This is a genomic window from Pseudomonas cyclaminis (assembly GCF_015163715.1).
Taxonomy (GTDB): domain Bacteria; phylum Pseudomonadota; class Gammaproteobacteria; order Pseudomonadales; family Pseudomonadaceae; genus Aquipseudomonas; species Aquipseudomonas cyclaminis.
The window spans coordinates 1-21,421 of the sequence record NZ_JADDUM010000049.1 but is presented as its reverse complement, the minus strand read 5'-3'; the positions used below and the strand labels follow the sequence as shown (position 1 = coordinate 21,421).

Genomic DNA, 21,421 nt, shown 5'->3' with positions numbered 1-21,421 from the left:
ACCATCGCCTTTGGCGTCGGTGTCAGGAAGGTGAGTTGGCCGGACGGTTACGTCATGATCATGCCTTCGATGGGTAAACTAGCGTGGGAGCACTGCGGGCCGACGCGAGGAGCGCGTCGATGCCTCTGAGCTTTACTAGAGCCCCATCAATTGAACATATGTGTTCATTCTTGGCCAGCATGCAAGCTGACTTTTAACTATTTACAGGCATAAAAAAATTATTTTTAATTCCAAAAATTCTTAAAAGATCTCCGTGCTTGCCAATTTCAAATAATTTATTCACCTCCATCCTTGACTAGAGTTGAACACGAGTGTTCAATTCGTGCATGGCATAAATTCCGGAGATGGGGCATGAACTCTCTTAGTCCAGTGCAACGACGAATTCATCAGGCGGCTTTTCGTCTGTTCGCTGATAGAGGCACTGAACAGGTAAATATCTTGGAGCTTGCGCAAGAGGCTGGGGTCGCTAGAGGCACGGTTTATAGCAATATCAAAAACATGGAGAGCCTGTTCAAAACGATTGCGAGCTATCTTGCGAAGGAAATGCACGAGCGAGTTAAAAGTAGCGTCGACGAAATCCCTGATCCAGCAGAACGTCTTGCCAATGGTATCCGGTTTTTTATCCGAAGAGCCCATGAGGAGCCACAATGGGGAGTATTCATGCATCGATTTGCCATGAGTAATTCTTCACTGCGTGAGATGTTTATCAGCCAGGCGACGTTAGATCTGTTGGCCGGATTATCCCATGGTCGATATAGTTTTAGACAAGAACAGTTACTTTCTGTTTTGACGCTGATATCGAGTAGCGTACTCGGCTCAATATTCCTTGTAATCGAAGGGCGCAGAACATGGCGTGATGCGGGATCTGATACCGCAGAGTTTGTGTTACGGGCTTTGGGAGTTGGCTCTGAACAGGCGAAAATATTGGCCACGCGAGATCTACCACCCCTGCCGTCCCCAGCAGAGTCATATTAGCGGATTAATTTCTACCTCGTCGGCACCGATAATGTGTGGAATATAATAACAATGAATAAAAAAGTCACAGCGGTGCAATTGGCTACACTGCATCCTACCCGCTATCCTAGCCCTACTGTGAAGGCTCAGGGGCTAACGCATCTAATATTTGAGCGGCCAGATCTTGAAAAGGCTGCCCGCTTTCTTACTGACTTCGGAATGACCGTCGCTAAGCAGAGTTCAGATACCGTCTATGTGCGAGCAGTTGCGCCGACTCCTTATTGCTATCGGGTTCAATTTTCCGAAAGGGCTCGTTTCCTGGGTTTTGGGCTTAAGATCCACTCCCTGGAGGATTTGAACAAACTTTCGCAAATTCCTGGCGCGTCGATGGTCGAACCTGTGGTACACCCTGGTGGGGGAATGTGTGTCATTCTGACAGACCCATCTGGATTTACTGTTGAGGCTATTTATGGCCAGGCCCCTATTGACGCTCTTGAGCATAGACGTCCTTTGCCTTTAAACCTCGCAGAAGCGCAGCCTCGTGTTAACGAGACTCAACGAACACCCGTGCTTCCTCCTGAAGTATTGAAGCTGGGGCATGTGGTGCTAGAAGTCGCCGACTATCAGGCAACATGCGCTTGGTACACACGCCATTTTGGTTTTATTCCAAGCGATATCCAAGTTCTTCCCGACGGTACGCCTATAGTTTCGTTCCTGCGGTTGGATCTGGGCGAAATCCCGGCAGATCATCATACACTGGCGATTGCTCAAGGTTTTATGGCCACGTACAGTCATAGTGCCTATGAAGTTGTTGACGCTGATGCAGTGGGTATGGGGCAGCGGGTATTACGTGAACGTGGCTGGATTCATTCGTGGGGTATCGGGCGACATATTCTAGGGAGTCAGATCTTTGATTATTGGCAGGATCCTTGGGGTGACAAGCATGAGCATTACTGCGACGGGGATGTATTCACAGCAGGCCTTTCAGTAGGCATACACCCTGTTAGCTCCGAGGCTATGGCGCAATGGGGGCAGCGTATGCCTAGAAGTTTTACCAAGCCTAAGTTAACTCTATCCAATATAGCCTTGTTAATTAAAAACCTAAGACGTAGTCCAGATGTAACATTGCGAAAGCTAATTAGCCTTATGCGAATGTTCGGCTAGCGCGAAATGATTTTTGCTTAACGCATTTCTAGGTTGCTTTTTGATTGATAGTTTCGCTCACCGAATATAACAAGCCCGCTCTTCTTCGAGGGTTGGTTAATAAAAGCTGCAGGAGTGCCTCAAATGTCTGCTGTACACGTCGTTCGCTTCGAATATGATCATGGCATCCATTGGGGGGTTATACGTGGAGGACGCATTACTGTTCTCCCCGGTAATTTCGAAACGACTGGTGATTTCGTCACCCATAACAATGTTCAAAATCTCGCGTCAGTGGCTGGAACGGAGCTAGCGGAGACTGAGGTGAAGATTCTATCACCCATTACTCAGAATCAGCAGTTCATATGCCAAGGTGCTAACTATAGAGAGCATATGATTGAATCAGGTGTGGATCCTGACGTAAAAAAATTCAATATGATTTTCACTAAATCGACAAGTTGTATTGTACCTGCCAATAGTGATCTTATTAAGCCGAAGAGTGTTCGTTTTCTCGATTACGAAATTGAGCTCGGCTTAGTCATGCGGACTAAGATCAGCGCTAAAATTACAGTTAATGAAACCAATCTGCATCAATTTATTTCGGGTATAGTGATCGTTAATGACTATTCAGCTCGTGATATCCAAATTCCACAAATGCAGTTCTATAAGGGCAAGAGCCTCAGAACCTTTGGCCCGATTGGGCCATATCTTTGCATGTTGAGTCCTGAGCAAGTAGCTAAATACCTAAAAAAATTAGAGCTTCGCCTAATGGTAAATGGCGAAATTCGCCAGAGAGACTCTACCGCAAATTTGGTGTTCGGCCCGGCTGAGACACTGAGTGAGCTTTCGGGCGTACAAGATCTAGCGGCTGGGGATTTAATAGCAACTGGCACACCCGCTGGCTGCGCATTAACTGTGCCCTCTCCGGCCAAGCAGCGTATAGCTGCGTTGTTGCCAGAAGCGACTAAGTGGAAGATGTTTCTCAAAGCGCAGGAAAAGCGCTCTCAGTACCTTAAAGTCGGCGACATTGTTGAGGCAAGAATTTATAGTACCGATGGTGTTATTGACTTGGGAACTCAGCGTAATCAAGTGGTGGAGGATTTATAATGGCTGTAAAAAACTTCGCTGAAGTCGATGTTTTGGAATCCAGATCCTTGGTCGAGCACGATTTAGCACCCAGTACTTACGAAGCTATAAAGCGTGTCGCAGAGCGTACGCCTCTGGCTCCTGCCTTGAGCTTTTTTCTAGATGCGGAGGATTTTTCTAGTACGTTCACTTGGAATTATGCCGAACTTTTTACAGATATTACCCGCGCGGCAAACGTATTTTATGAACTCGGCATCACACCGGATGACGTCATTGCTTTCGTACTGCCCAACCTCCCAGAAACTCACTTCACGATCTGGGGAGGTGAGGCGGCGGGTATTGTGATGGCGGTAAACCCGTTATTAGAGGCTTCACAAATCGCCGATCTTTTACGAGCGGCTGGCGTTAAACTATTGGTCACTCTAGCTCCTCAACCAGGCAGCAATTTATGGACTAATCTTGAGCGCCAGTTCGAATCATTGCCTGAACTCAGGCATGTCGTATGGGTGCGCATGGAGTCTTATAATTCGCCATCCAACAGCTCAGTTCTGGATAAAATGGCATTCGACGCAAAGTCCTCTTGTGAGCGGGTTTTTATTTATAACGATCTGCGTGCATTAATGAAAGATCAGCCATATAGTTACTTGAGGAGCGGGCGGCTAATCAGGCCTGATGATCGCTCTTCATATTTCTGCACCGGCGGCACTACTGGTCTTCCCAAAATCGCAACTCGTACACATAGATCCGAAATATTCAATGCTTGGGCAATGGCCAATCATTTAAAGCCGCGTGATAGCGGTCAAGTTATCTTTTGTGGTCTACCACTGTTCCATGTGAATGGGCAGTTAGTAACCGGACTGATGCCTTGGACTCAGGGAGATCACGTAATCCTCGGAACACCTCAAGGTTATCGTGGCGCTGGTGTCATCGCGCGTTTCTGGGCGTTGGTACAGCATTTTCGAATTAATTTTTTTTCAGGTGTTCCTACGTTTTACGCTGCCTTGCTGGAACAAGACTCAACAGGTTTCGATCTTTCCAGTCTGAACTTCGCTTTTTGTGGCGCGGCTCCTATGCCCATAGCGTTATTTCGCGAATTTGAGCGCAGGACCGGGGTGCGTATTCTTGAAGGTTATGGGCTTACCGAAGGGGCATGCGTGTCTTCGCTAAATCCACCAGGCGGTGAACGACGTATAGGCTCCATTGGCTTGAGTTTGGCGCATCAGGGAATGCGCGTGGTGGTGTTGGATCCGCTCGGTGAATATCAGCGAGACGCCAGCGTTGAGGAAGTCGGGGTGATCGTCATACGAGGACTGAATGTTTTCGACGGCTACTTGGATGAAAACCATAACCAAGGCATATGGATTGAAATCGGCGGGCAACGTTGGTTGAACACTGGCGACTTGGGCCGTCAGGATACGCAAGGCTATTTCTGGCTCACCGGGCGCAAAAAGGAATTAATTATCCGCAGCGGTCATAACATTGATCCCAAGCAAATTGAGGAAGTGTTACAAGCTCATCCCGCAGTGTCTTTAGCGGCTGCCATCGGGAGCCCTGATGCATACGCGGGCGAAGTGCCAGTTGCTTATGTGCAGTTGTGTGCTGGGCAGACCTGCAGTGAAAAGGAGCTTCTAGCCTTTGCCAGCCTTCATATCAGTGAGCGCGCTGCGGTGCCTAAACGGATTGTGCTAATTGAAACGCTTCCTCTTACAACAGTAGGGAAAATTTACAAGCCTGCACTACAACAGCGCGAAATTTCCCAAGTCGTTATGCGCGAAGCCGAGAGTATATTTGTGGATGACGTAACTGTTGAAGTTATACAAGATAATCGCCGCGGTATGGTTGCTGTTGTTTTTGCTGGCGATAGCCGTGCGCGTTTAGAAACATTGTTAGGACGCTATAATTTTCAAGTCGAATGGGCTGAGTGAAAAAAAACTGCGGCAATTACTACCGTTTCTTGCTAGCACTTAGCTTTCGAAGCTGGTTGAACAAGGATACTTATCCGCTTCATTTGCTATCGCTGTAGAAAATCAAGCACATGCCAAATTAGGCGTTGTGAACTTACTTATTACCAATAAAAATAAGAAGGTACCAAAATGATCAGTAAGTTATCTTCATCCGGTGAAGTCGGCGGGTCAAGTGCCCAAGCTGGTTATGAGGGTTGTCAGCGGAAAATGCCGAGGTTTAAAAAAAATTTTTCAAACTATGCTGCGCTATTTTTCACGCTGGGCATTTCAACCGGTATTTCCGCTGGTGGCTTAACCATTAACGAGCAAAGCGCCAGTAGTGCCGGCACTGCTTACGCGGGCCGGTCATCTTCAGCAATGGATGCCAGTACAATTTTCGGCAACCCTGCGGGATTGACGAAGCTTAAGCAAGCCGAAGTGAGTGGAGGTTTTGCTGTGGTTGATGTAAAGACCGATATCAGCGATGCTAAATCCAGTGTAAACGGAACAAATAAAGGTAATTCGGTACCTTTAGCAACAGTCCCTTTTGGATACATATCCACCCCAATCAACGAAAATTTTTCCGTAGGTCTTGGGGTATACGTTCCTAACGGTGTGATAAATGATACGGAGTCTACCTATCAGGGTCGCTACCATGGCTCCTATAGCAGCGTCAAAGTAATTACAGTGCAGCCGACTATCGCATATCGAATTAATGATCGCATTTCTATAGGCGGCGGCCCGACAATCAATCGATTTAGTGCGAAACTTGACAGTGAGTTGGCTACGGGTGCGCTAAATTCAGGTAAAGATACGCAACTGAATATCAAGGTTGATGACAGTGCCATTGGTTACAATATTGGACTGCTGGTTGATCTAGATGATTCTACGACATGGGGGGTTACCTACAGGTCAAAAGTTGACTACCACATGAAAGGCCATACTACGGTCAGCGATTCTCCAGGTTTCCTGGATCAAAATGGCAAATACGACGCAAAAATTGATATTACGTTACCTGAGTCTCTCGACACTTCAATTACTCATCACTTTAATGACCGTTGGACGGGTTACGTAGGGGCTAACTGGACTCGCTGGAGTCGTTTGAAAAAAATCGAAACTGTAAATAGTGGCGTATCAGCGCTTGGTCAGCTTGCGGGTTTGAATGATTTAGTAGAACCGCTTAACTGGCGGGACACCTGGTCAGCGGCTTTGGGAGCGGCCTACCAACTGAATCCAGAGTGGGTACTTCGAGCAGGGTATGCATATGATCCTTCCCCGATAGATAATGCCAGCCGTAGTGTGCGTGTCTCTACAGGCAATCGCCAGTCCGTTACTTTAGGTGCTGGTTACTCACCACGCTCCGACCTCACTATTGATGTCGCCTATGGATATGTCTGGGAAAGTACCGCCCCGGTAAACCTTGCCAACACTACTGGTGTTCAACCTGCTTATAGCGCGAAATTTGATAACAGTGCGAATGGTTTGGTGACTCAAGTCAGTTACCGGTTTTAAGAAACGCTTGTAATCAAAAAATAAATTGTAGAGGCAGGGCCAGTCTTCTGGCCCTGGCCTCTAAAAAAATCAGGTTAGCCTTCAGGTGTCGAGGGAATATGTGCGAGGAAGGCCTTCGCTTCTTTGGAGTTCACACTGAGTGCCCATACTGGCCTTGCTATTCCAAGCTTGCCTGCCATCCAGCGTTGCAGATAGGAGGCTGAGAATGCCACCGCATACTCCACCTGGTCGCGATCATATCCAACGCTAGATATCGCCATCCTCACCAGCGTATCTGTGTATTCATGCGGTTTTTCGACTCCCAGCATTAATGTGCGAATGCCAAGAGCTGAGGCGCCCATCAGAAAGTCGGTCGTGGCGTCCGCCCTGCCATAGACGAACACCCCCGACTGCTTTCCGCTTTCCATGTCCTGAGTCATCCCTGTTGCGACAATTGCATGGTGTGACCAGGTATCGGCGCGCGATACAAATCCGGCCCATTTGCGGTCCAGTACGGCTCGCAGCAAATAGACTCTGAATCCGACGACAAGGCGCTGCCATGGTAGCGGTAGCACCTCGTAAATTGGAAGGATGTCTGCAGTCATTTGATTGTTGAGTTCTTGTCCCAGTGCTATCAACACCTGATCCAAGGTATCGAAATAACGATAAAAGGTGCCGCGTGAGACCTTGGCCTCCCGGATCACATCATCAATGACCGGAGCTGCGCGAGGATTCTCTGCGAATACTCGCATAGCTGCATCCAATAGCTTCATGCGCATTACTAAGCGTTTTTTTTCCGCGGTCTTCAGTCGATGGTCTGTTTTCTCTGCTACTTCAATCGCTTGCATGAAGGAACCTGTAAAGTAGTGACATAGTGTCATTATTGGCTGGTGACTTTAGGTCTGTATAGCAAAAAAATTATTTTTATTCCTTGTTTTTATTGGGCGACATAGCCTAGGATTGCTCAATCCTAGTAATGACATTGATGTTCGATCTGTATTTTGTTTTTTGAAGCGAAAATAAAAATAATTTGGAGAATACAATGATCCTCTCTACCGATTCACTCCATTCATTTCCCTCCCAACCTATACCCTCTGATTGGTCTGGCCGGCCTTTGCGTTCATTGGTTCTCAACGACAACCGCAAGACGCTCATTGAGTGCGCGGGCTCGATGCTCTGACGCTGTAACTTTCGCTACTGAAGAATCCGTAAATGTGTCTGGAGTTTTTCCTAACGGGAATCTCGTCGCCTACAAAAAATAAATGACAAATATGTCACTGTTAAAAATGAAGGTAAAAAGCCATGAAAGAAGCAACCATAGCTAGAATCGATGCTCAGGCACCAACGTTGAAAGAGCTGGTCAAGCGAGCTGAGGATTTGCAGCCTCTTCTGCGCAAGAATGCGGTGGAGAGTGAGCTGAGTCGCCGTGCGGCAGAAGAAAACATCACGGCAATTCAAGAGGCTGGTTTGTTCCGATTGATGGTTCCCAATCGTTTGGGAGGGTATCAGGGTACTCTCCGATCTCACCTAGAAGTTTCTGCGACGCTGGCGGAAGCTTGCGGCGGCACTGCTTGGGTGGTGGCTTTGAACAACGTCTGCGCCTGGTTTACTGGGTTGTGCTCAGAGCAGGCACAGAATGACATCTACGCTCTCAATCCGGATGCGCGCGTAGCAGGTGTGCTAAGCACCTCCCCAATCTCTCAGCGTGTTGAAGGGGGATTACGGATATCCGGCAAATGGTATTCGTCTTCGGGCATTTTGCATGCGGATTGGGCATCGGTTGGGGTGGATGAGTGCAACGCCCATGGTGTAGTCGTGGGCAGATTCCTGGCGCTGTTGCCTAAAAGTGATTACAGCATTGAAGACACTTGGTTCACTGCTGGCATGCGTGCGTCAGGCAGTAATTGCATCGTGGTCAACGATGTGTTCATTCCAAATCACCGTTTGCTTAACTTAGGTGCTGCAATCGAGGGCGAATACGCGACCGAATTCAAGGAGGAAGCGGCTTATAGAGCGCAGCTCATTCCGGTCGCCTCGCTGACTCTAAATGGTCCTACTCTAGGTATGGGGCGTGCTGCCCTGAAGTATGTTATCGACAGCGCGTCGCGTCGAGCCGTGGCTTATACCTCCTTTGAAAAACAGTCCCAATCGGTGGCGTTCCAAATGCAGATTGCCGAGGCGGCTCTGAAAATCGACACCGCTCATTTGCGTGCCTATCGTGCCGCCGATGAAGTAGATGAGGCCGCACGCCAGGGCCTTAAGCTAGATGCGCTGACCAGAGCCCGTATTCGGGCTGATGTGGGCCTGATCAACACCCTTATCATTGATGCTATCAACATCCTGTTGTCCGCTCATGGAGCCGGAAGCTTCGCGGAAACCAGTCCGATGCAGCGCTGGTGGCGTGACGCCAATGCTGCTGCGCGCCACGCTATAGCGTTGCCTGCAGTGGGTAGCGAGATATATGGCAAGGCGTTACTCGGTGTGGAAAACACTGTTACTCCATTGGTGTAAGCGACTTCACGAATTGGAGGACTCTCTTAATGGACGCCAAGCTGTTGCGCTCAGTAATGGGGCAGTTCGCAACCGGGGTAACCGTCGTTACCTTTGTCGCTGATGGCCAGCCGGCAGGCATGACAGCTAACGCCTTCATGTCTGTTTCGCTGGAGCCCCCGCTTATTCTAATTTCCATCCGCAACGCCTCAAGCTTCAACCAGTTTGTTGGTGAGGGGGTACGCTACGGGGTGAACTTTCTCGCTGAGAGCCAATGCTGGCTCAGCGGCCATTTTGGTGGGCGTCCGGAGGAGGGGGTTGATTTGCCTTTCATCTACCACAAAGGCACGCCGTTGCTTGATGGCAGTCTGGTGCACCTTGTGGCACGTACTGTAGACGTGCACCCGGCTGGTGATCACTTGCTTTACATCGGCGAAATCGAGCATTTGCGAGTCGGTGCACAACGCAAGCCGTTGCTGTTTTTCAGTGGGCGTTATCACGAGATGCACGCACGTGCTCCGAGCGTCGAATGGAACGGTTGCATCGACGGCTGGTAATTCCACCCTCAAACCGATCAGACGCGTGAACAACCTGTTGGCACTCCTAAAAGGGGGCCACGGGCTGGCTCATGCCAGCTAAATGCGATCCGAGTGATTTTTTCATGACAGCTAATATTCAGCATTTGCCTCTTACCGCAGACAATGACATTGATAAGCAGGAAACCCTGGAGTGGCTCGATGCACTAGAAAGTATTGCCCGAAATGCCGGTTCTGAGCGGGTGGACTTCCTTCTGCAGCGTCTCGATGAACACGCAAGCCACTTGGGTGTGCACCGGTCCGCCCACCCGTACTCGCAATACCAGAACAGCATTGCCCTGGAAAAACAGCCGGCGTTTCCAGGTGATTTAGCGATGGAAGAACGCATCACCTCGATCATTCGCTGGAATGCTTTGGCCATGGTGGCAAGGGCCAACAAGGCCTACGGAGAATTGGGTGGCCATATCGCGAGTTACGCATCGGCTGCCGAGATTTTTGAAGTAGGTTTTAATCACTTCTTCCGCGCTGATACCGCTGAATCCAAAGGCGACCTGGTTTACTTTCAGCCGCACTCCGCGCCAGGCGTTTACGCCCGTGCATTTCTCGAAGGCCATCTCGACGAGTCGCAGCTGAGTCGATACCGCCAGGAAGTGGATGGAGGCGGTTTGTGCTCCTATCCACACCCTTGGTTGATGCCTGACTTCTGGCAGTTTCCGACTGGCTCGATGGGAATTGGCCCGATCAGTTCGATCTACCAGGCACGCTTTCTGCGTTACCTGCAAAATCGTGGTGTTACTGACACTTCAACTCGCCATGTGTGGGGAGTATTCGGCGATGGCGAGATGGACGAGCCGGAATCCATCGCGGCACTGTCGCTGGCCGCCCGCGAAAACCTCGACAATCTTACCTTCATCGTCAACTGCAACCTGCAACGTTTGGACGGGCCCGTGCGCGGAAACGGTCAGATCATTCAGGAGCTGGAGTCGCTGTTTAGCGGCGCCGGATGGAACGTTATCAAAGTGGTTTGGGGCTCGGATTGGGATACGTTGTTCGCACGTGATCGCAACCACGTGCTACTACGCCGTTTTGCACACACTGTCGATGGGCAGTATCAGACCCTTGGCGCCAATGACGGGGCGTACAACCTTGAGCACTTCTTCGATCTCGATCCTGAGTTGCAGGCGCTGGTGTCACACATGACGCCGCAGGAGATCGATGGACTACGCCGCGGAGGACACGATTTTCGCAAGCTTTACGCCGCTTTCGCGGCCGCCAAACAACATAGCGGCCAGCCAACGGTGATCCTTGCCAAGACGAAAAAAGGCTATGGCATGGGGCTTGCTGGCGAGTCACGCAACACATCGCACATGCAGAAAAAACTCGATGTCGAGGCTCTTAAAGCGTTTCGTGACCGTTTTGCGATTCCTATGGACGACGAAGCGCTCGAAGAAATGCGGTTCTACAAACCCGCGCAGGACAGTGTGGAGATGCGCTACCTGCATGCTCGGCGCGCTGAGTTGGGGGGGTACATGCCGCGTCGACAAACCGAGGCTGAGCCATTGTCGGTGCCGGCCCTGCTCGATTATGCGCGGTTCGCGCTGGTGCCGGACGACCGTGAAACTTCGACTACCACTGCGGTTGTGCGGCTATTCACTAACCTGCTCAAAGACAAGCAACTGGGGCCGCGTATTGTGCCCATTGTAGCGGACGAGGCCCGAACCTTCGGCATGGCGAACCTGTTTCGTCAAATTGGAATCTACTCGCCGATTGGGCAGTTGTACGAACCGGAAGATGCCGGGGCAATGCTCTACTACAAAGAAGCTAAAGACGGTCAATTGCTTGAAGAAGGCATCACTGAAGCGGGGGCCATCTCTTCTTGGGTCGCCGCCGCCACCTCTTACAGCGTGAACGGCATCACCATGTTGCCATTTTATATTTACTACTCGATGTTCGGGTTCCAGCGTATCGGCGACCTGATCTGGGCGGCCGCTGATCAGCGTGCCCGCGGTTTCCTGGTCGGCGCAACCGCCGGTCGCACCACGTTATCTGGTGAAGGCTTGCAGCATCAGGACGGTACAAGCCAACTAATTGCTTCCACTGTTCCGAACTGTCGCGCTTATGACCCGGCGTTTGCCAGTGAACTCGCAGTCATCGTCGATCACGGCAGCCGCCGTATGATCGAAGATCAACATGATGAGTTTTACTACCTGACAGTGACCAACGAGAACTACGTCCAGGCTCCACTGGCCGAAGTTGACTATGAGGCCGTGATAAAGGGCATGCGTCGGTTCGGCTCCCGTGGCGAGGAGGGCGCTGCGCCCGCAGTTAGGTTGCTCGGCTCAGGTTCAATTCTGCGTGAAGTTATCGCCGCCGCCGAGCTTCTCGCCGAAGACTGGGGTGTGACAAGCGAGATCTGGAGCGTCACCAGTTTCTCTGAATTAGCTCGTGATGCCCGCGAGGTCGAACGCGGCGTCCTGTTTGGCGGTGAGCTTAAGCCGCAGAGCTATGTTCAGCAGTGTCTATCCGGCGACACACCCGTCGTGGCCGCGACAGATTACGTGCGCGGTTATGCGCAACTCATCGCCTCATATATTGATGCACCTTACATCGCCCTGGGTACCGACGGTTTTGGCCGTAGCGACACCCGCACTGCATTGCGCCGTTTCTTCGAAATGGATTCTCGGCACATTGCTGTCGCGGCACTGGCGGCTATTGACCCGAAAATTGCGGCACAAGCCCGAGAGCGCTACGGCATTGATATCGTGCTCGATGCTCCCTGGAACCGCTAATAAGGAAACTGATTATGCAACCCCTCATGGTTCCCGATATTGGCGACTTTCATGAGTTGCCTGTGATTGAGGTGCTCATCAAGGCGGGTGACAGAGTCACCGTCGAACAGGTGCTGGTCACCCTAGAGTCCGATAAGGCAGTAATGGATGTACCGAGCACACGTAACTGTACGATTTGTGAAGTACTGATCAAGCCTGGTGACATCGTTTCAACAGGAAGTGTGATTGCCCATGTTGAGTTCACCGATATTACCGAGAGCCAACCAACAAGCACGCCCGAACCTGCGTCGTTGCCTCCTCCCGTGTCAGTAGAGGCCGTAGCGCCTGTCACAGAGCGCGCGTCCAGTAATGTCGAGTCACGCAAGGTATCAATAGCCCTGGCCGGTCCTGCAGCGCGCAAGCTCGCGCGTGAACTGGGGGTAGATCTGGATGACGTCAGGGCTAGCGATCCCAGCGGTCGAATTCAGCGAGACGACGTTAAAACATTTGTCAAAAATCAGCGATCCGTCACTGCACATGCCGCTGTAAACGGGACGGGGCTCAATGTACTGGCGTGGCCAGATATTGACTTTGCCAAGTTCGGACCGATCAAGCGCAGCTCAATGTCGCGCATCCAACGCCTATCTGCGGCCAATTTACATCGTAACTGGGTGAGCATTCCGCACGTCACCAACCACAGCCAAGCCGATGTCAGCGATATCGAGGCATTGCGTGTTCAGCTCAATCAGGAGGCAAAGGAAGGTCAGGCGAAGATTACACTACTTGCGTTTCTGGTTAAGGCATGCGCGGTGGCGCTGCAGCAATTTCCGCAGTTCAACGTGAGCCTGGTAGGCGAAGAGGTCGTGCACAAGCAGTATTTTCACATCGGCTTTGCCGCCGATACGCCTAATGGTCTAGTGGTGCCGGTTATACGCGATGTAGACCGCAAGGGAATCGCAGTCCTCGCGACTGAAATGGCCGAACTATCAAAATTGGCTCGGGCCGGGAAACTCACGGCGGACCAAATGCGTGGTGGCTGCTTTTCTGTCTCTTCGCTGGGGGGCATTGGTGGTAGCCATTTCACCCCCATCATCAATGCGCCCGAAGTAGCGATCCTCGGGGTAGGCAAGACGCTCATGCAACCGACATGGGATGGCTTGATGTTCCATCCACGCCTGCAATTGCCGCTGTCCCTATCGTGGGATCACCGTGCAGTCGACGGTGCTCAAGCTGGACGTTTCCTCGCGTACTTGGCGTCCTTGCTGACGGACTTTCGCCGAGTTTCGATCTGAATTAACCATCGTATACCTCGCCGCATTGCCGGCAACCGCCGGGCGAATTGTCGAGTTTCATTCAAAGGAGAGCGTCATGAGTGAGCAAGCGGTCGTAAACATCATCATTGAGCTGGAAAAAGCACGTTGCCGTGCGTTGGAAGAGGCTGATTACGGTGCGTTGGATGCATTGCTCGACGATGCCTTGGTGCACATCCACTCCACCGGTCAAATTGACGACAAGCGTGGGTATTTGGGTTTGATAGAGCGGGCCATCAAGTTCTTGCGTGTTGAAAGACAAGACCTTCAGGTAAGTATTTTTGCCAACGTGGCGGTCGCCACCGGGCACCTTCTGCAAAGCATTGAACTATGCGGTACGGGGGAGCAGCGCGAGATGAACCTGGTAACCACTCAAGTTTGGCTATGCCGCGATAGCACTTGGCGGCTGATCAACTTCCATGCAACCAACCTCTGACACAAGCAATAGCCCGGAGATCGTCAAGACTGACGGCTAGTTTTCTCATCAGGCTTCGACCCCGTTTTTTTTAACAGGATGATCACTATGAAACTCGCTCGTTACAGTTTTCAGGGCCGTACGCACTTGGGCAAAGTAGAGGGAGCACGCGTGGTTGACCTTACCTCGCTGGTCGAACCTCACACGTTGCTGGACGTCGCTGCATTGCTGGCGCCCAGTACGCTCGCCGCCGCAGCTGATGTTCAAGCCACTGCTCTAAATAGCTTGGCGCTAAGTGAGGTTTGCCTGCTGGCACCTATTGTTCGGCCAGGTAAATTTATGTGTCTGGGGCTGAACTACAAAGATCATGAAGCAGAGGCACGGCGCCTTGGCGTTCCGATCCCGCCATCTCAAGTCTGGTTCAGCAAGCAGATCAGTTGCATCAACGGCCCTTATGACGATGTGCATGATCCCGTAGTTTGTGAGCACCTGGACTATGAGGCGGAGCTAGGCGTGGTGATTGGCAAGGGTGGACGTCGCATTACCGAAGCCGATGCCTTGAATCATGTAGCGGGTTACTTCGTCGCTAACGACGTCAGCGCTCGTGATTGGCAGGCGAAAAGCCCGACCTGGACGCTGGGTAAATCCTTCGACACCCACGGGCCTATAGGACCTTGGATTGTCACTGCGGATGAGATCCCAAATCCTCAGAACCTGAGCATCCACTTGAGTGTAAACGGCGAGCTTCGTCAGAACTCGCACACAAGTCAGATGAATTACAGCATCGCACAGCAGATTGCTTACCTCAGTGAAGTGATGACCCTGGAGCCCGGCGACATCCTCATCACCGGTACGCCGGCCGGTGTGGGAATTGCTATGGATCCGCCGCGATTTCTGAAAGCCGGCGATGTGGTGCATGTAGCAATTGAGAGCATCGGGCATATCGAAAACATCATTGTCGACGAACCGCGCTAAGTCCCAAAGCCAAAAGTCGATATAGACCTTCACTGCTCTTCTTGAGGTAAGCGCTTCATGGCGGCATAACCTGCAAGAGGATGGAGTTATTTCATGAGTAAAAAACCTGGCAACTACACTCAACACGCTAATCCGGGCCCTCGCTATATTGCGCACTGGGTCTGTAAGACTTCACGACGAGAAGAGATGATTGATTGGTATACGCAGGTCTTTGACGCAGAGATCGTTCACATCGACAAAAGAATCGCTTTTTTGACTTGGGACGGTGAGAGCCATCGGTTAGCCCTTGTTAACTTGCCGAGGTGGCTGCGCTTCCTGTTTCCTTTTTCAAGATTGCGGCGAAAATTCTATGGCTTCGACCATCTGGCAATGGACTTCGGTTCACTGGAAGACTTGCTCGGAAGGTATGAGCGTCTGCGCGATCGAGGCATCAAGCCTGTCTGGTGCATCAATCATGGTTTGACGACCTCGATCTATTACGAAGATCCGGAAGGTATCCGGATCGAGTTCCAAGTAGAGAACTTCGCTACGCCTGAGGCAACGAAGCTCTACTTCACCACGCAAGCCTTCGCTGAAAACCCTATCGGTGTGAATTTCGAGCCGGATTATCTGCTGACACAGATGCGGGCAGGTGTTCCTCGAGAGGATCTACTGCGACAGGGCGCAGGGACGCCGCCTGGGAAAAAAACTGTGAGTAATATGAAAACCATCAACTGGAGGACGCTGTGATGCTCTCCCGACACGCCGCGCCCGTTGCCAGTGGAGGGCTGGAGCCACTGCTTGTACCTTGGTGCTTCAGCTTGCGGATTATGGCATCCCAAGCGTACTGCTTGAGCTTCGCAGGGGGGATTCACATTGCTATGTAATCGGTGAATAGGGATGCGGGGCTGCCCCGTCGGGTGTTTTCAGTAGCTAGGAAGGATCAGCCCAGAGCTATTTCCGCACTGCTTTTGATCGTTCTCTGCCGGTGGTGACTGGCTGCTATTGGCCGATTCTGTTGAAAAAGTCGGGTTGCCCAAAACGCTCGAATAATGATGGATGAAAACACATCTTTTGCACGCCGCTACGTGAAATCCGCATCCTGAACCTTCTGCTCAAAACTCAGATTTCAATCTCAGACGTGTACTCTTCAGCCGTTGGATTCAAAACCGACTTTTTCAACAGAATCGGCCGAAAGCGCCCGAAGCGGAATTTCTGATGCTGGCCGATTAACGATGGCCTGACTTCGCCCGCCGCTATGCACAGTCAACCCTCAGTTTGTTCCGACATCTCCAGAGCGTCATCGACCTCAATTCCCAGATAGCTAATGGTGTTCTCCAGCTTCGTATGGCCGAGCACCAACTGAACCGACCGCAGGTTCTTCGTCCTGCAATTGATCAGTGATGCAGCGTAAGCGTCGACCGATGACGTCCATCATTCCTTGAGCGTCATCATTAAGTCGTATAAAAGCTGCGCGACTGCTGACAGAGCTCTGCCCCGGCGAGAAATAAGCCCAAGGGTTCGGCTAACCGAGGGTTGACTCAATGGTCGAGTGGTAAGAGTCGCATGACCTTCGGCTGGCATCGCGAGCTTTGGTACCACGCCAATTCCCAAGGGCGCTCAACTTAACAAGAGACGATGGTTCAGAGAGCCGGTCTGCGGCTCCATCCATGGGTGGCGTAATCCAGGGTCACGATGGCAGCAGCTTCGGAAGCCACCTTGTGGAAAGTGTTGTCCTTGGTCTTGTCACCGTAATCGCTGATGCCGCGAACGACTATCACAGGCACGTTCTGCTTGTCGCAGGCGTCGAACACCCCGTAGGCCTCCATTTCAGCTACCACAGCTTTGCGTGAATGCCTTGGAAACTCTCGAAAAGTTTCGGGTCTCGAATTAGCAGTTCGCCGGAAGCAATGGTTGCAGGGGATACTTTTAGCTGGGCAGCAACCTCACCCGCTATGGACGCTACCGGCATCGCGAAGCCAAGCTTGTTCGCATGGTCTTGCAGGCGATCGGGCAAGGACGCGGTTGCGAAGTAGGCATTGAGATCTTGCTGGGTAGAGAGCCCAGGTCGAGGCATTTCCGGTCGCGCTGCAAGCTCGCCATCTGCAAGCGCTGCCGCTCCTTCGTAGTACACGACGCGTTCGGACAAGATGACTTCACCGAGGCTCAGTTTTTTACGCCGGCCTGCAGCGATCCCCATCATCAGAACTTTTTTGGGTTTCAGCTCCGACAGCAGGAGCGTTGTGATGGCGGTTGCATTGACGTTGCCAGGATTGCCGAGAGAAGTGATGACGCAAGAAAGTGGGCCGTCAGGTCGTTGAATCGTCACGGGCCAATAGTGGACGCCATGTGCGGTGAAGCGCGTTGGAACATCTTCGCCAACACCGAACATTTTCTTTGCAGCTGCCAGCTCAATAGCGATGGCCGTGATGACCAGAAGGTCTGGAGAGCGTGCCGCTTCCCTGGCCACGATCTCATCTTGGAACATTTCTACGGAAAGATCTGCCAGCTTGTCCAGGCTGTGGAGCGGCACCTGCAGAGACATGCTGTCCAGTCGGCCTTTCACCTGTTCGCCCGTGAATGGAAACAACGTCAGGGGCTCCTTGAAGAAGTTTGCGTGAAGGCCGAGCGCTCCTTTGCCGTCCTCGCTGAACCCACCAAGGTTCAAGTCAAATGGCAGCACGGGCAGCTTCCATCTGCGCATCTTGCGGGCTCGGTCTGAAACACCTTTACCGCCACCCAGCGCAATCATTGCCGTGGCAACTTCCACTTGTTCATCACCGATGTTTTCGCCGGTGACCACGTCGTCTTCGAGGTAGATGATCTCCGCGAAATTTTCAGCGGAGAGCCGACGGATGAGCGTTCGCTGCTCTGGAGTCATTTTTTCCTGCATGGCCAACTTAGAGGTCACGATCTTCAACTGGCGAGCAGGGGGGGAGCCAGCCAACAGCTTTTCTGCCTCGTAGGCCACCGTCCAATCGAAGGTCAGCGCATCACCACCTTCATTGGTGGGGCAGCCTGCCAAGTAGACGACCAAGCCCCCCTTTGCAGCCAGGACGCTCTTAGTAACCGCACGAGTGAAGTCATGCACAGCGAGTCATCCAAGACTACTTGCCCCAGTTGCTGCTCCAGGTTTAGTACATACTCCGAGGCGCTTCGGGCGTGGCCACTGGCACGAAAGATTGCGCGCTTGTCAGCCTTGAGCAGGCTGAGCCAGGAGTCGATGTAGCCCTCGTGCCTCAGCTCTCCCTGAATGCCGGCGTAAGCACATAAAAACGCAGCGCCCATCTCGGCGATCAACTCCTCAAACGCGTAGCAAGGCGAGCCGAACGGACAGGCTGACGTCACCCCCTCGCGCTGCAACCGAGCGTGATGCCCGGTCCAGTGCGTCAGCTCGTGCAGTGCGGTGGCGTAGTACCCGCCTTCATCGTGAAATTGTGCTTTTGTCGGCAGTTGGATGAGATCCCTGATCGGGTGGTAAAAGGCTTCGTCGGCAGGCCGATGAATGATGTGTGCGCCTGAACTTAACAGCAGCTTTTCCGCAACGCTGTTGGCCTGGAAGGGATCACTCTGTTCCGTCTCGAGCTCGGTTTCATTGAGCGCTTCGAGCCCCTCCGTTTGCTCGATGTTGAACAGAAAATGCGTCCTGAGAATACCGAAGTGAGCGACCTTGGGCTGACCGTTTTCATCGAGTACGGGTTGGCCTGACTCGGTCTGTTCCTCGCGCTCCATCGGCTTGTAGAGCACCGCCAGGGTGCTGTGCTCACCTTTACGGATGTGCCCGCCGGCTTTTTTTTGGCTTGATTGAAGGTCAGCCAACGATCTTGAGTGAACCCCTGCAACCTGGCCTCGGCCCAGAGTAACGGTAAATTGATACCTGAATAGGGACGACGCGTGATGGCATTGATGGGGAAGGGTTGATGATGACCAACGTCAACTGAGCCACTTGAGGACCAGGGTTTGATCCAGGGGGCAACGCCTTGGTCTAACGCGGTAACGATCTTGTCAGTCACGTCTTGGTAGATATTGCGCATGGCAATTTCCTCGAGAGAAAAACGGAGGAACGCCTTGCCCGTCGGGGGAGGGTTCCCCGATTGGGTGATGGGTTGGATTGATGCAGGTCTTGCATGCCTTTCGAATGTGAAGGTGGGCGCCGCCAATTGCACTTAGCGCTGGTGTTCTCCTGCAAGCGCAATCAGCAAGGCGCCAGGCTGACCCGGTTCTTGGAGTAGGCTCAGACTCAATTGCAGCAACGGGTCGTGGTCTAAGTGATCGGTTGGTTCAATGTGGATTACCTCGAACAGCACATAGGGCTTGTGTGGATAGGCAAGGTGGGCTCCGAAGGCTGCGCGCAATACGTGGCTCAACCGATCGACCTGCAGCTGCTCAGCGTGATCGGAGTGTTTGAGCAGTACTGCGCGTTGCCACGCGCCAGGGGTGAACACGATGGGCAACCGCAGGGTGTTCAGTGTTTCCGGTGTAAGTGAGTCGGGCATGGTATGTCTCCGTTGAAAGCGCGAAGAAACCTGTCCCGTGCGGGAGAGAATTTCCCCGCGGTGGATTGAAGAAAAACGAGAAGGTTTGCCTGGTGAGCGGAGCTCGGAAGACGCTCAGAAGAGCAGTAGGCGTTCATCACCGTAGAAACGGTGACCGTGCGAGCTACCGAACGCTAATCGCACTTGGGGAAGAACCATCACCGAAGTGACGTAGCCTTGAAGGTTCTGGCTGCCTGGGAAGGTGCTGTCGATAACAGCGGTCCGTACCTTGTATTTAGCGGAGCGATTTATACGGGTCAACCTCCGAAGAGGCGCTGTGTCACTATGTTCGTCTTCTGTCTTCCAGTGAAGATTTTTTGGCTTGGCAACTGATGAACGGTCAAGCACGGACAGCTTTCAGTAGTAGGCTGTTACTCCTGTCTGAATCATGAAAACGCTCAGAAGAGGGCGAGACCATGGCGACTCAGAACCCTGTTCAGAATTCACGTGCCCACCGCTGGGCGTATGCCTGTGGCATGTCGGTAAAGCGTGGTTATCGCAATTTGAAAGCGTTTGAGTCCCGCGTGGCTGAGCGTGCGCTGATGGCAGGATTGCCCGCGGGTAAATTACTTGTTCGCGGGAGCTTTCTGATTGCCAAACTGGCAATGATCGGAGGGCTGCTCTTTATCTGTTTCTGGCTGGTCGCTTCTGTTGTGCTGGTGATCGCTGTGATTGCCCTTCTGCAGTCCAAGGCTGTCATCGACACGGATTTTGAAGAGGGCAATCCAGGTCCTGACTACCTTGGGGCTAACTCCTATCTTGGCAACTACGATGACAATGGCCATTACATAGGCCATTTCAAATCATCTGATAACGTCAGGTAAGCTTCTTCGTAGCACCCATCAACTGATCCGTTCCTTTGCCCGCTGCACCATGCGCGGCTTTGCTTGCACCACCTAGCATCCCCTCAAGGCTGTTGCCGATTGAGTAGCCAGCCCAGCTCATAGCGACCAAAAACAGTCCAAGCAGCACCAAGAACATCGCCCCCATCACATACTCGATCACCTGCGCGGTGACAGTCCCATCCATAAACCCGGATGTGGGCAGCGATAACAGCACTTGGTTGGACGCCGAGACCTGGTTGTACAAGGTATCGAGCATGCTGGAGTCGACCCAACGAGCCAGTTCCCACCAGAAGCTCAGCATGTGTAAGGTAAACAGCGCGAACGTCACCGTCATGACGGTCTTCAGCTGGTAGGTACTGACCAGCAGGATCAGCGGCAAGCTGATGATGACGCCCATGATGAGGAAGGCCTGCACCATTGGCAGAGCGGCGCGTAGCGCATTCATCGCGGGGAAGTTGCTGAAGGAGCCGAGGGCCAACCCGGTGTTGGTGGCCAGGTTATTGAGCCCCTGATTGATCGAGCCGCCTCGGGCACTGGAGCCATAGTCCTGGTACACCTGTCCGGGCGACATGGACATCGATTGCTGGCGCGGGCTGACCAACTCACGCAGGGTGGCATCCTCGATCTCGTTGTTCGAACGGCCAGTCAACCAACCTTTCAGTTGTGTCAGCAGCGAGGGATCGACCTGCTGGATCAAGCGGTCGCGCAACCCAACACCGCTATCACTCCACCACTGCTTGCAGGTGGGGTAGCCCGCGCCGTTCTCTAGCTGCGGCAAGGAGACATCGCGGTTGTCGTCATACGGCCAGCTGGCTCGCGGTGTGCGTGAACGATCCGTGTCGTAGTAGCCGGGCGTGTCGAGAAGATAGCTTGAGCCGATCCAGGACGCGTCGTGACTTTGTGCCTTGTCCAGTTGCGGGCGATTGGTAAACAACCGAGAACGGGAATAGCCGT

The 21,421-nt window shown here is 52.3% G+C and carries 19 protein-coding genes and 1 pseudogene; 13 read left to right on the top strand and 7 right to left on the bottom strand.

From position 1 onward, the window contains the following. Positions 1 to 351: 351 nt before the first annotated feature. From IQK56_RS08345 to IQK56_RS08325, 5 genes are all read left to right on the top strand, one after another. A complete protein-coding gene (locus IQK56_RS08345; protein WP_193861835.1) occupies positions 352 to 975 on the top strand; it encodes a TetR/AcrR family transcriptional regulator in 624 nt (207 codons plus the stop codon). A gap of 51 nt (positions 976 to 1,026) precedes the next feature. Continuing rightward, a complete protein-coding gene (locus IQK56_RS08340) occupies positions 1,027 to 2,118 on the top strand; it encodes a VOC family protein (protein ID WP_193861836.1) in 1,092 nt (363 codons plus the stop codon). Positions 2,119 to 2,241: 123 nt separating this feature from the next. Beyond that, positions 2,242 to 3,201: a fumarylacetoacetate hydrolase family protein gene (locus IQK56_RS08335; protein WP_193861837.1), complete on the top strand. Its 960-nt coding sequence runs from the start codon at positions 2,242 to 2,244 to the stop codon at positions 3,199 to 3,201. Continuing rightward, positions 3,201 to 5,105: an acyl-CoA synthetase gene (locus tag IQK56_RS08330; RefSeq protein WP_193861838.1), complete on the top strand. Its 1,905-nt coding sequence runs from the start codon at positions 3,201 to 3,203 to the stop codon at positions 5,103 to 5,105. The genes IQK56_RS08335 and IQK56_RS08330 overlap by 1 nt, the downstream gene beginning before the upstream one ends. 246 nt (positions 5,106 to 5,351) lie before the next feature. After that, entirely contained in the window at positions 5,352 to 6,635 is a 1,284-nt protein-coding gene (locus IQK56_RS08325; RefSeq protein ID WP_193901633.1) for an outer membrane protein transport protein, read from the top strand. 74 nt (positions 6,636 to 6,709) lie between these two features. On the opposite strand, the gene IQK56_RS08320 is transcribed toward IQK56_RS08325, so the two are convergent. Then, entirely contained in the window at positions 6,710 to 7,462 is a 753-nt protein-coding gene (locus IQK56_RS08320; RefSeq protein WP_193901631.1) for a TetR/AcrR family transcriptional regulator, read from the bottom strand. A 454-nt stretch (positions 7,463 to 7,916) separates the two neighbouring features. Between IQK56_RS08320 and IQK56_RS08315 the strand changes: the two genes are divergently transcribed. The 7 genes from IQK56_RS08315 (at position 7,917) to IQK56_RS08285 (ending at position 15,837) form a co-directional block, all read left to right on the top strand. Beyond that, entirely contained in the window at positions 7,917 to 9,125 is a 1,209-nt protein-coding gene (locus tag IQK56_RS08315; protein ID WP_193861839.1) for an acyl-CoA dehydrogenase family protein, read from the top strand. A 29-nt stretch (positions 9,126 to 9,154) separates the two neighbouring features. Beyond that, positions 9,155 to 9,661 carry a flavin reductase family protein gene (locus IQK56_RS08310; protein WP_193861840.1) on the top strand — a complete coding sequence of 169 codons (507 nt, stop codon included), beginning with the start codon at positions 9,155 to 9,157 and terminating at the stop codon, positions 9,659 to 9,661. A gap of 104 nt (positions 9,662 to 9,765) precedes the next feature. After that, positions 9,766 to 12,429 carry an alpha-ketoglutarate dehydrogenase gene (gene mdeB / locus IQK56_RS08305; RefSeq protein ID WP_193861841.1) on the top strand — a complete coding sequence of 888 codons (2,664 nt, stop codon included), beginning with the start codon at positions 9,766 to 9,768 and terminating at the stop codon, positions 12,427 to 12,429. Between the two features lie 14 nt (positions 12,430 to 12,443). Beyond that, positions 12,444 to 13,700 carry a 2-oxo acid dehydrogenase subunit E2 gene (locus IQK56_RS08300; protein WP_193861842.1) on the top strand — a complete coding sequence of 419 codons (1,257 nt, stop codon included), beginning with the start codon at positions 12,444 to 12,446 and terminating at the stop codon, positions 13,698 to 13,700. Between the two features lie 76 nt (positions 13,701 to 13,776). Continuing rightward, positions 13,777 to 14,154: a nuclear transport factor 2 family protein gene (locus IQK56_RS08295; RefSeq protein WP_193861843.1), complete on the top strand. Its 378-nt coding sequence runs from the start codon at positions 13,777 to 13,779 to the stop codon at positions 14,152 to 14,154. Positions 14,155 to 14,241: 87 nt separating this feature from the next. Further along, the gene (locus tag IQK56_RS08290) at positions 14,242 to 15,108 is read left to right on the top strand and encodes a fumarylacetoacetate hydrolase family protein (RefSeq protein ID WP_193861844.1); all 867 of its coding nucleotides are present in this window, start codon (positions 14,242 to 14,244) and stop codon (positions 15,106 to 15,108) included. Between the two features lie 93 nt (positions 15,109 to 15,201). Next, positions 15,202 to 15,837 carry a VOC family protein gene (locus IQK56_RS08285; protein WP_193861845.1) on the top strand — a complete coding sequence of 212 codons (636 nt, stop codon included), beginning with the start codon at positions 15,202 to 15,204 and terminating at the stop codon, positions 15,835 to 15,837. Positions 15,838 to 16,521: 684 nt separating this feature from the next. Here IQK56_RS08285 and IQK56_RS08275 read toward each other — a convergent pair. The 5 genes and pseudogenes from IQK56_RS08275 to IQK56_RS08260 all read right to left on the bottom strand — a co-directional run bounded on the left by IQK56_RS08275 (position 16,522) and on the right by IQK56_RS08260 (position 19,583). Beyond that, a complete protein-coding gene (locus IQK56_RS08275; protein ID WP_341869499.1) occupies positions 16,522 to 16,689 on the bottom strand; it encodes a type 2 periplasmic-binding domain-containing protein in 168 nt (55 codons plus the stop codon). A gap of 41 nt (positions 16,690 to 16,730) precedes the next feature. After that, positions 16,731 to 16,916: a hypothetical protein gene (locus tag IQK56_RS31395; protein ID WP_252979120.1), complete on the bottom strand. Its 186-nt coding sequence runs from the start codon at positions 16,914 to 16,916 to the stop codon at positions 16,731 to 16,733. Positions 16,917 to 16,921: 5 nt separating this feature from the next. Next, positions 16,922 to 18,124, bottom strand: a complete 1,203-nt coding sequence (locus IQK56_RS08270; RefSeq protein WP_252979121.1) for a phosphorylase family protein — start codon at positions 18,122 to 18,124, stop codon at positions 16,922 to 16,924. A gap of 47 nt (positions 18,125 to 18,171) precedes the next feature. Beyond that, positions 18,172 to 19,121 (bottom strand): annotated as a pseudogene (locus IQK56_RS08265) (ArdC family protein); the annotation flags it as partial. 132 nt (positions 19,122 to 19,253) lie between these two features. Then, positions 19,254 to 19,583, bottom strand: coding sequence for a hypothetical protein (locus IQK56_RS08260; protein ID WP_193861846.1), 330 nt, complete (start codon positions 19,581 to 19,583; stop codon positions 19,254 to 19,256). Positions 19,584 to 20,038: 455 nt separating this feature from the next. Between IQK56_RS08260 and IQK56_RS08255 the strand changes: the two genes are divergently transcribed. Beyond that, positions 20,039 to 20,446 (top strand): DUF3742 family protein, encoded by a 408-nt coding sequence (locus IQK56_RS08255; protein WP_193861847.1) that lies wholly within the window; start codon positions 20,039 to 20,041, stop codon positions 20,444 to 20,446. Here the strand turns inward: IQK56_RS08255 and IQK56_RS08250 are convergent. Continuing rightward, a partial coding sequence (locus IQK56_RS08250) for a conjugal transfer protein TraG N-terminal domain-containing protein (protein WP_193901629.1) occupies positions 20,439 to 21,421 on the bottom strand: 983 nt, incomplete at its 5' end. The genes IQK56_RS08255 and IQK56_RS08250 overlap by 8 nt on opposite strands.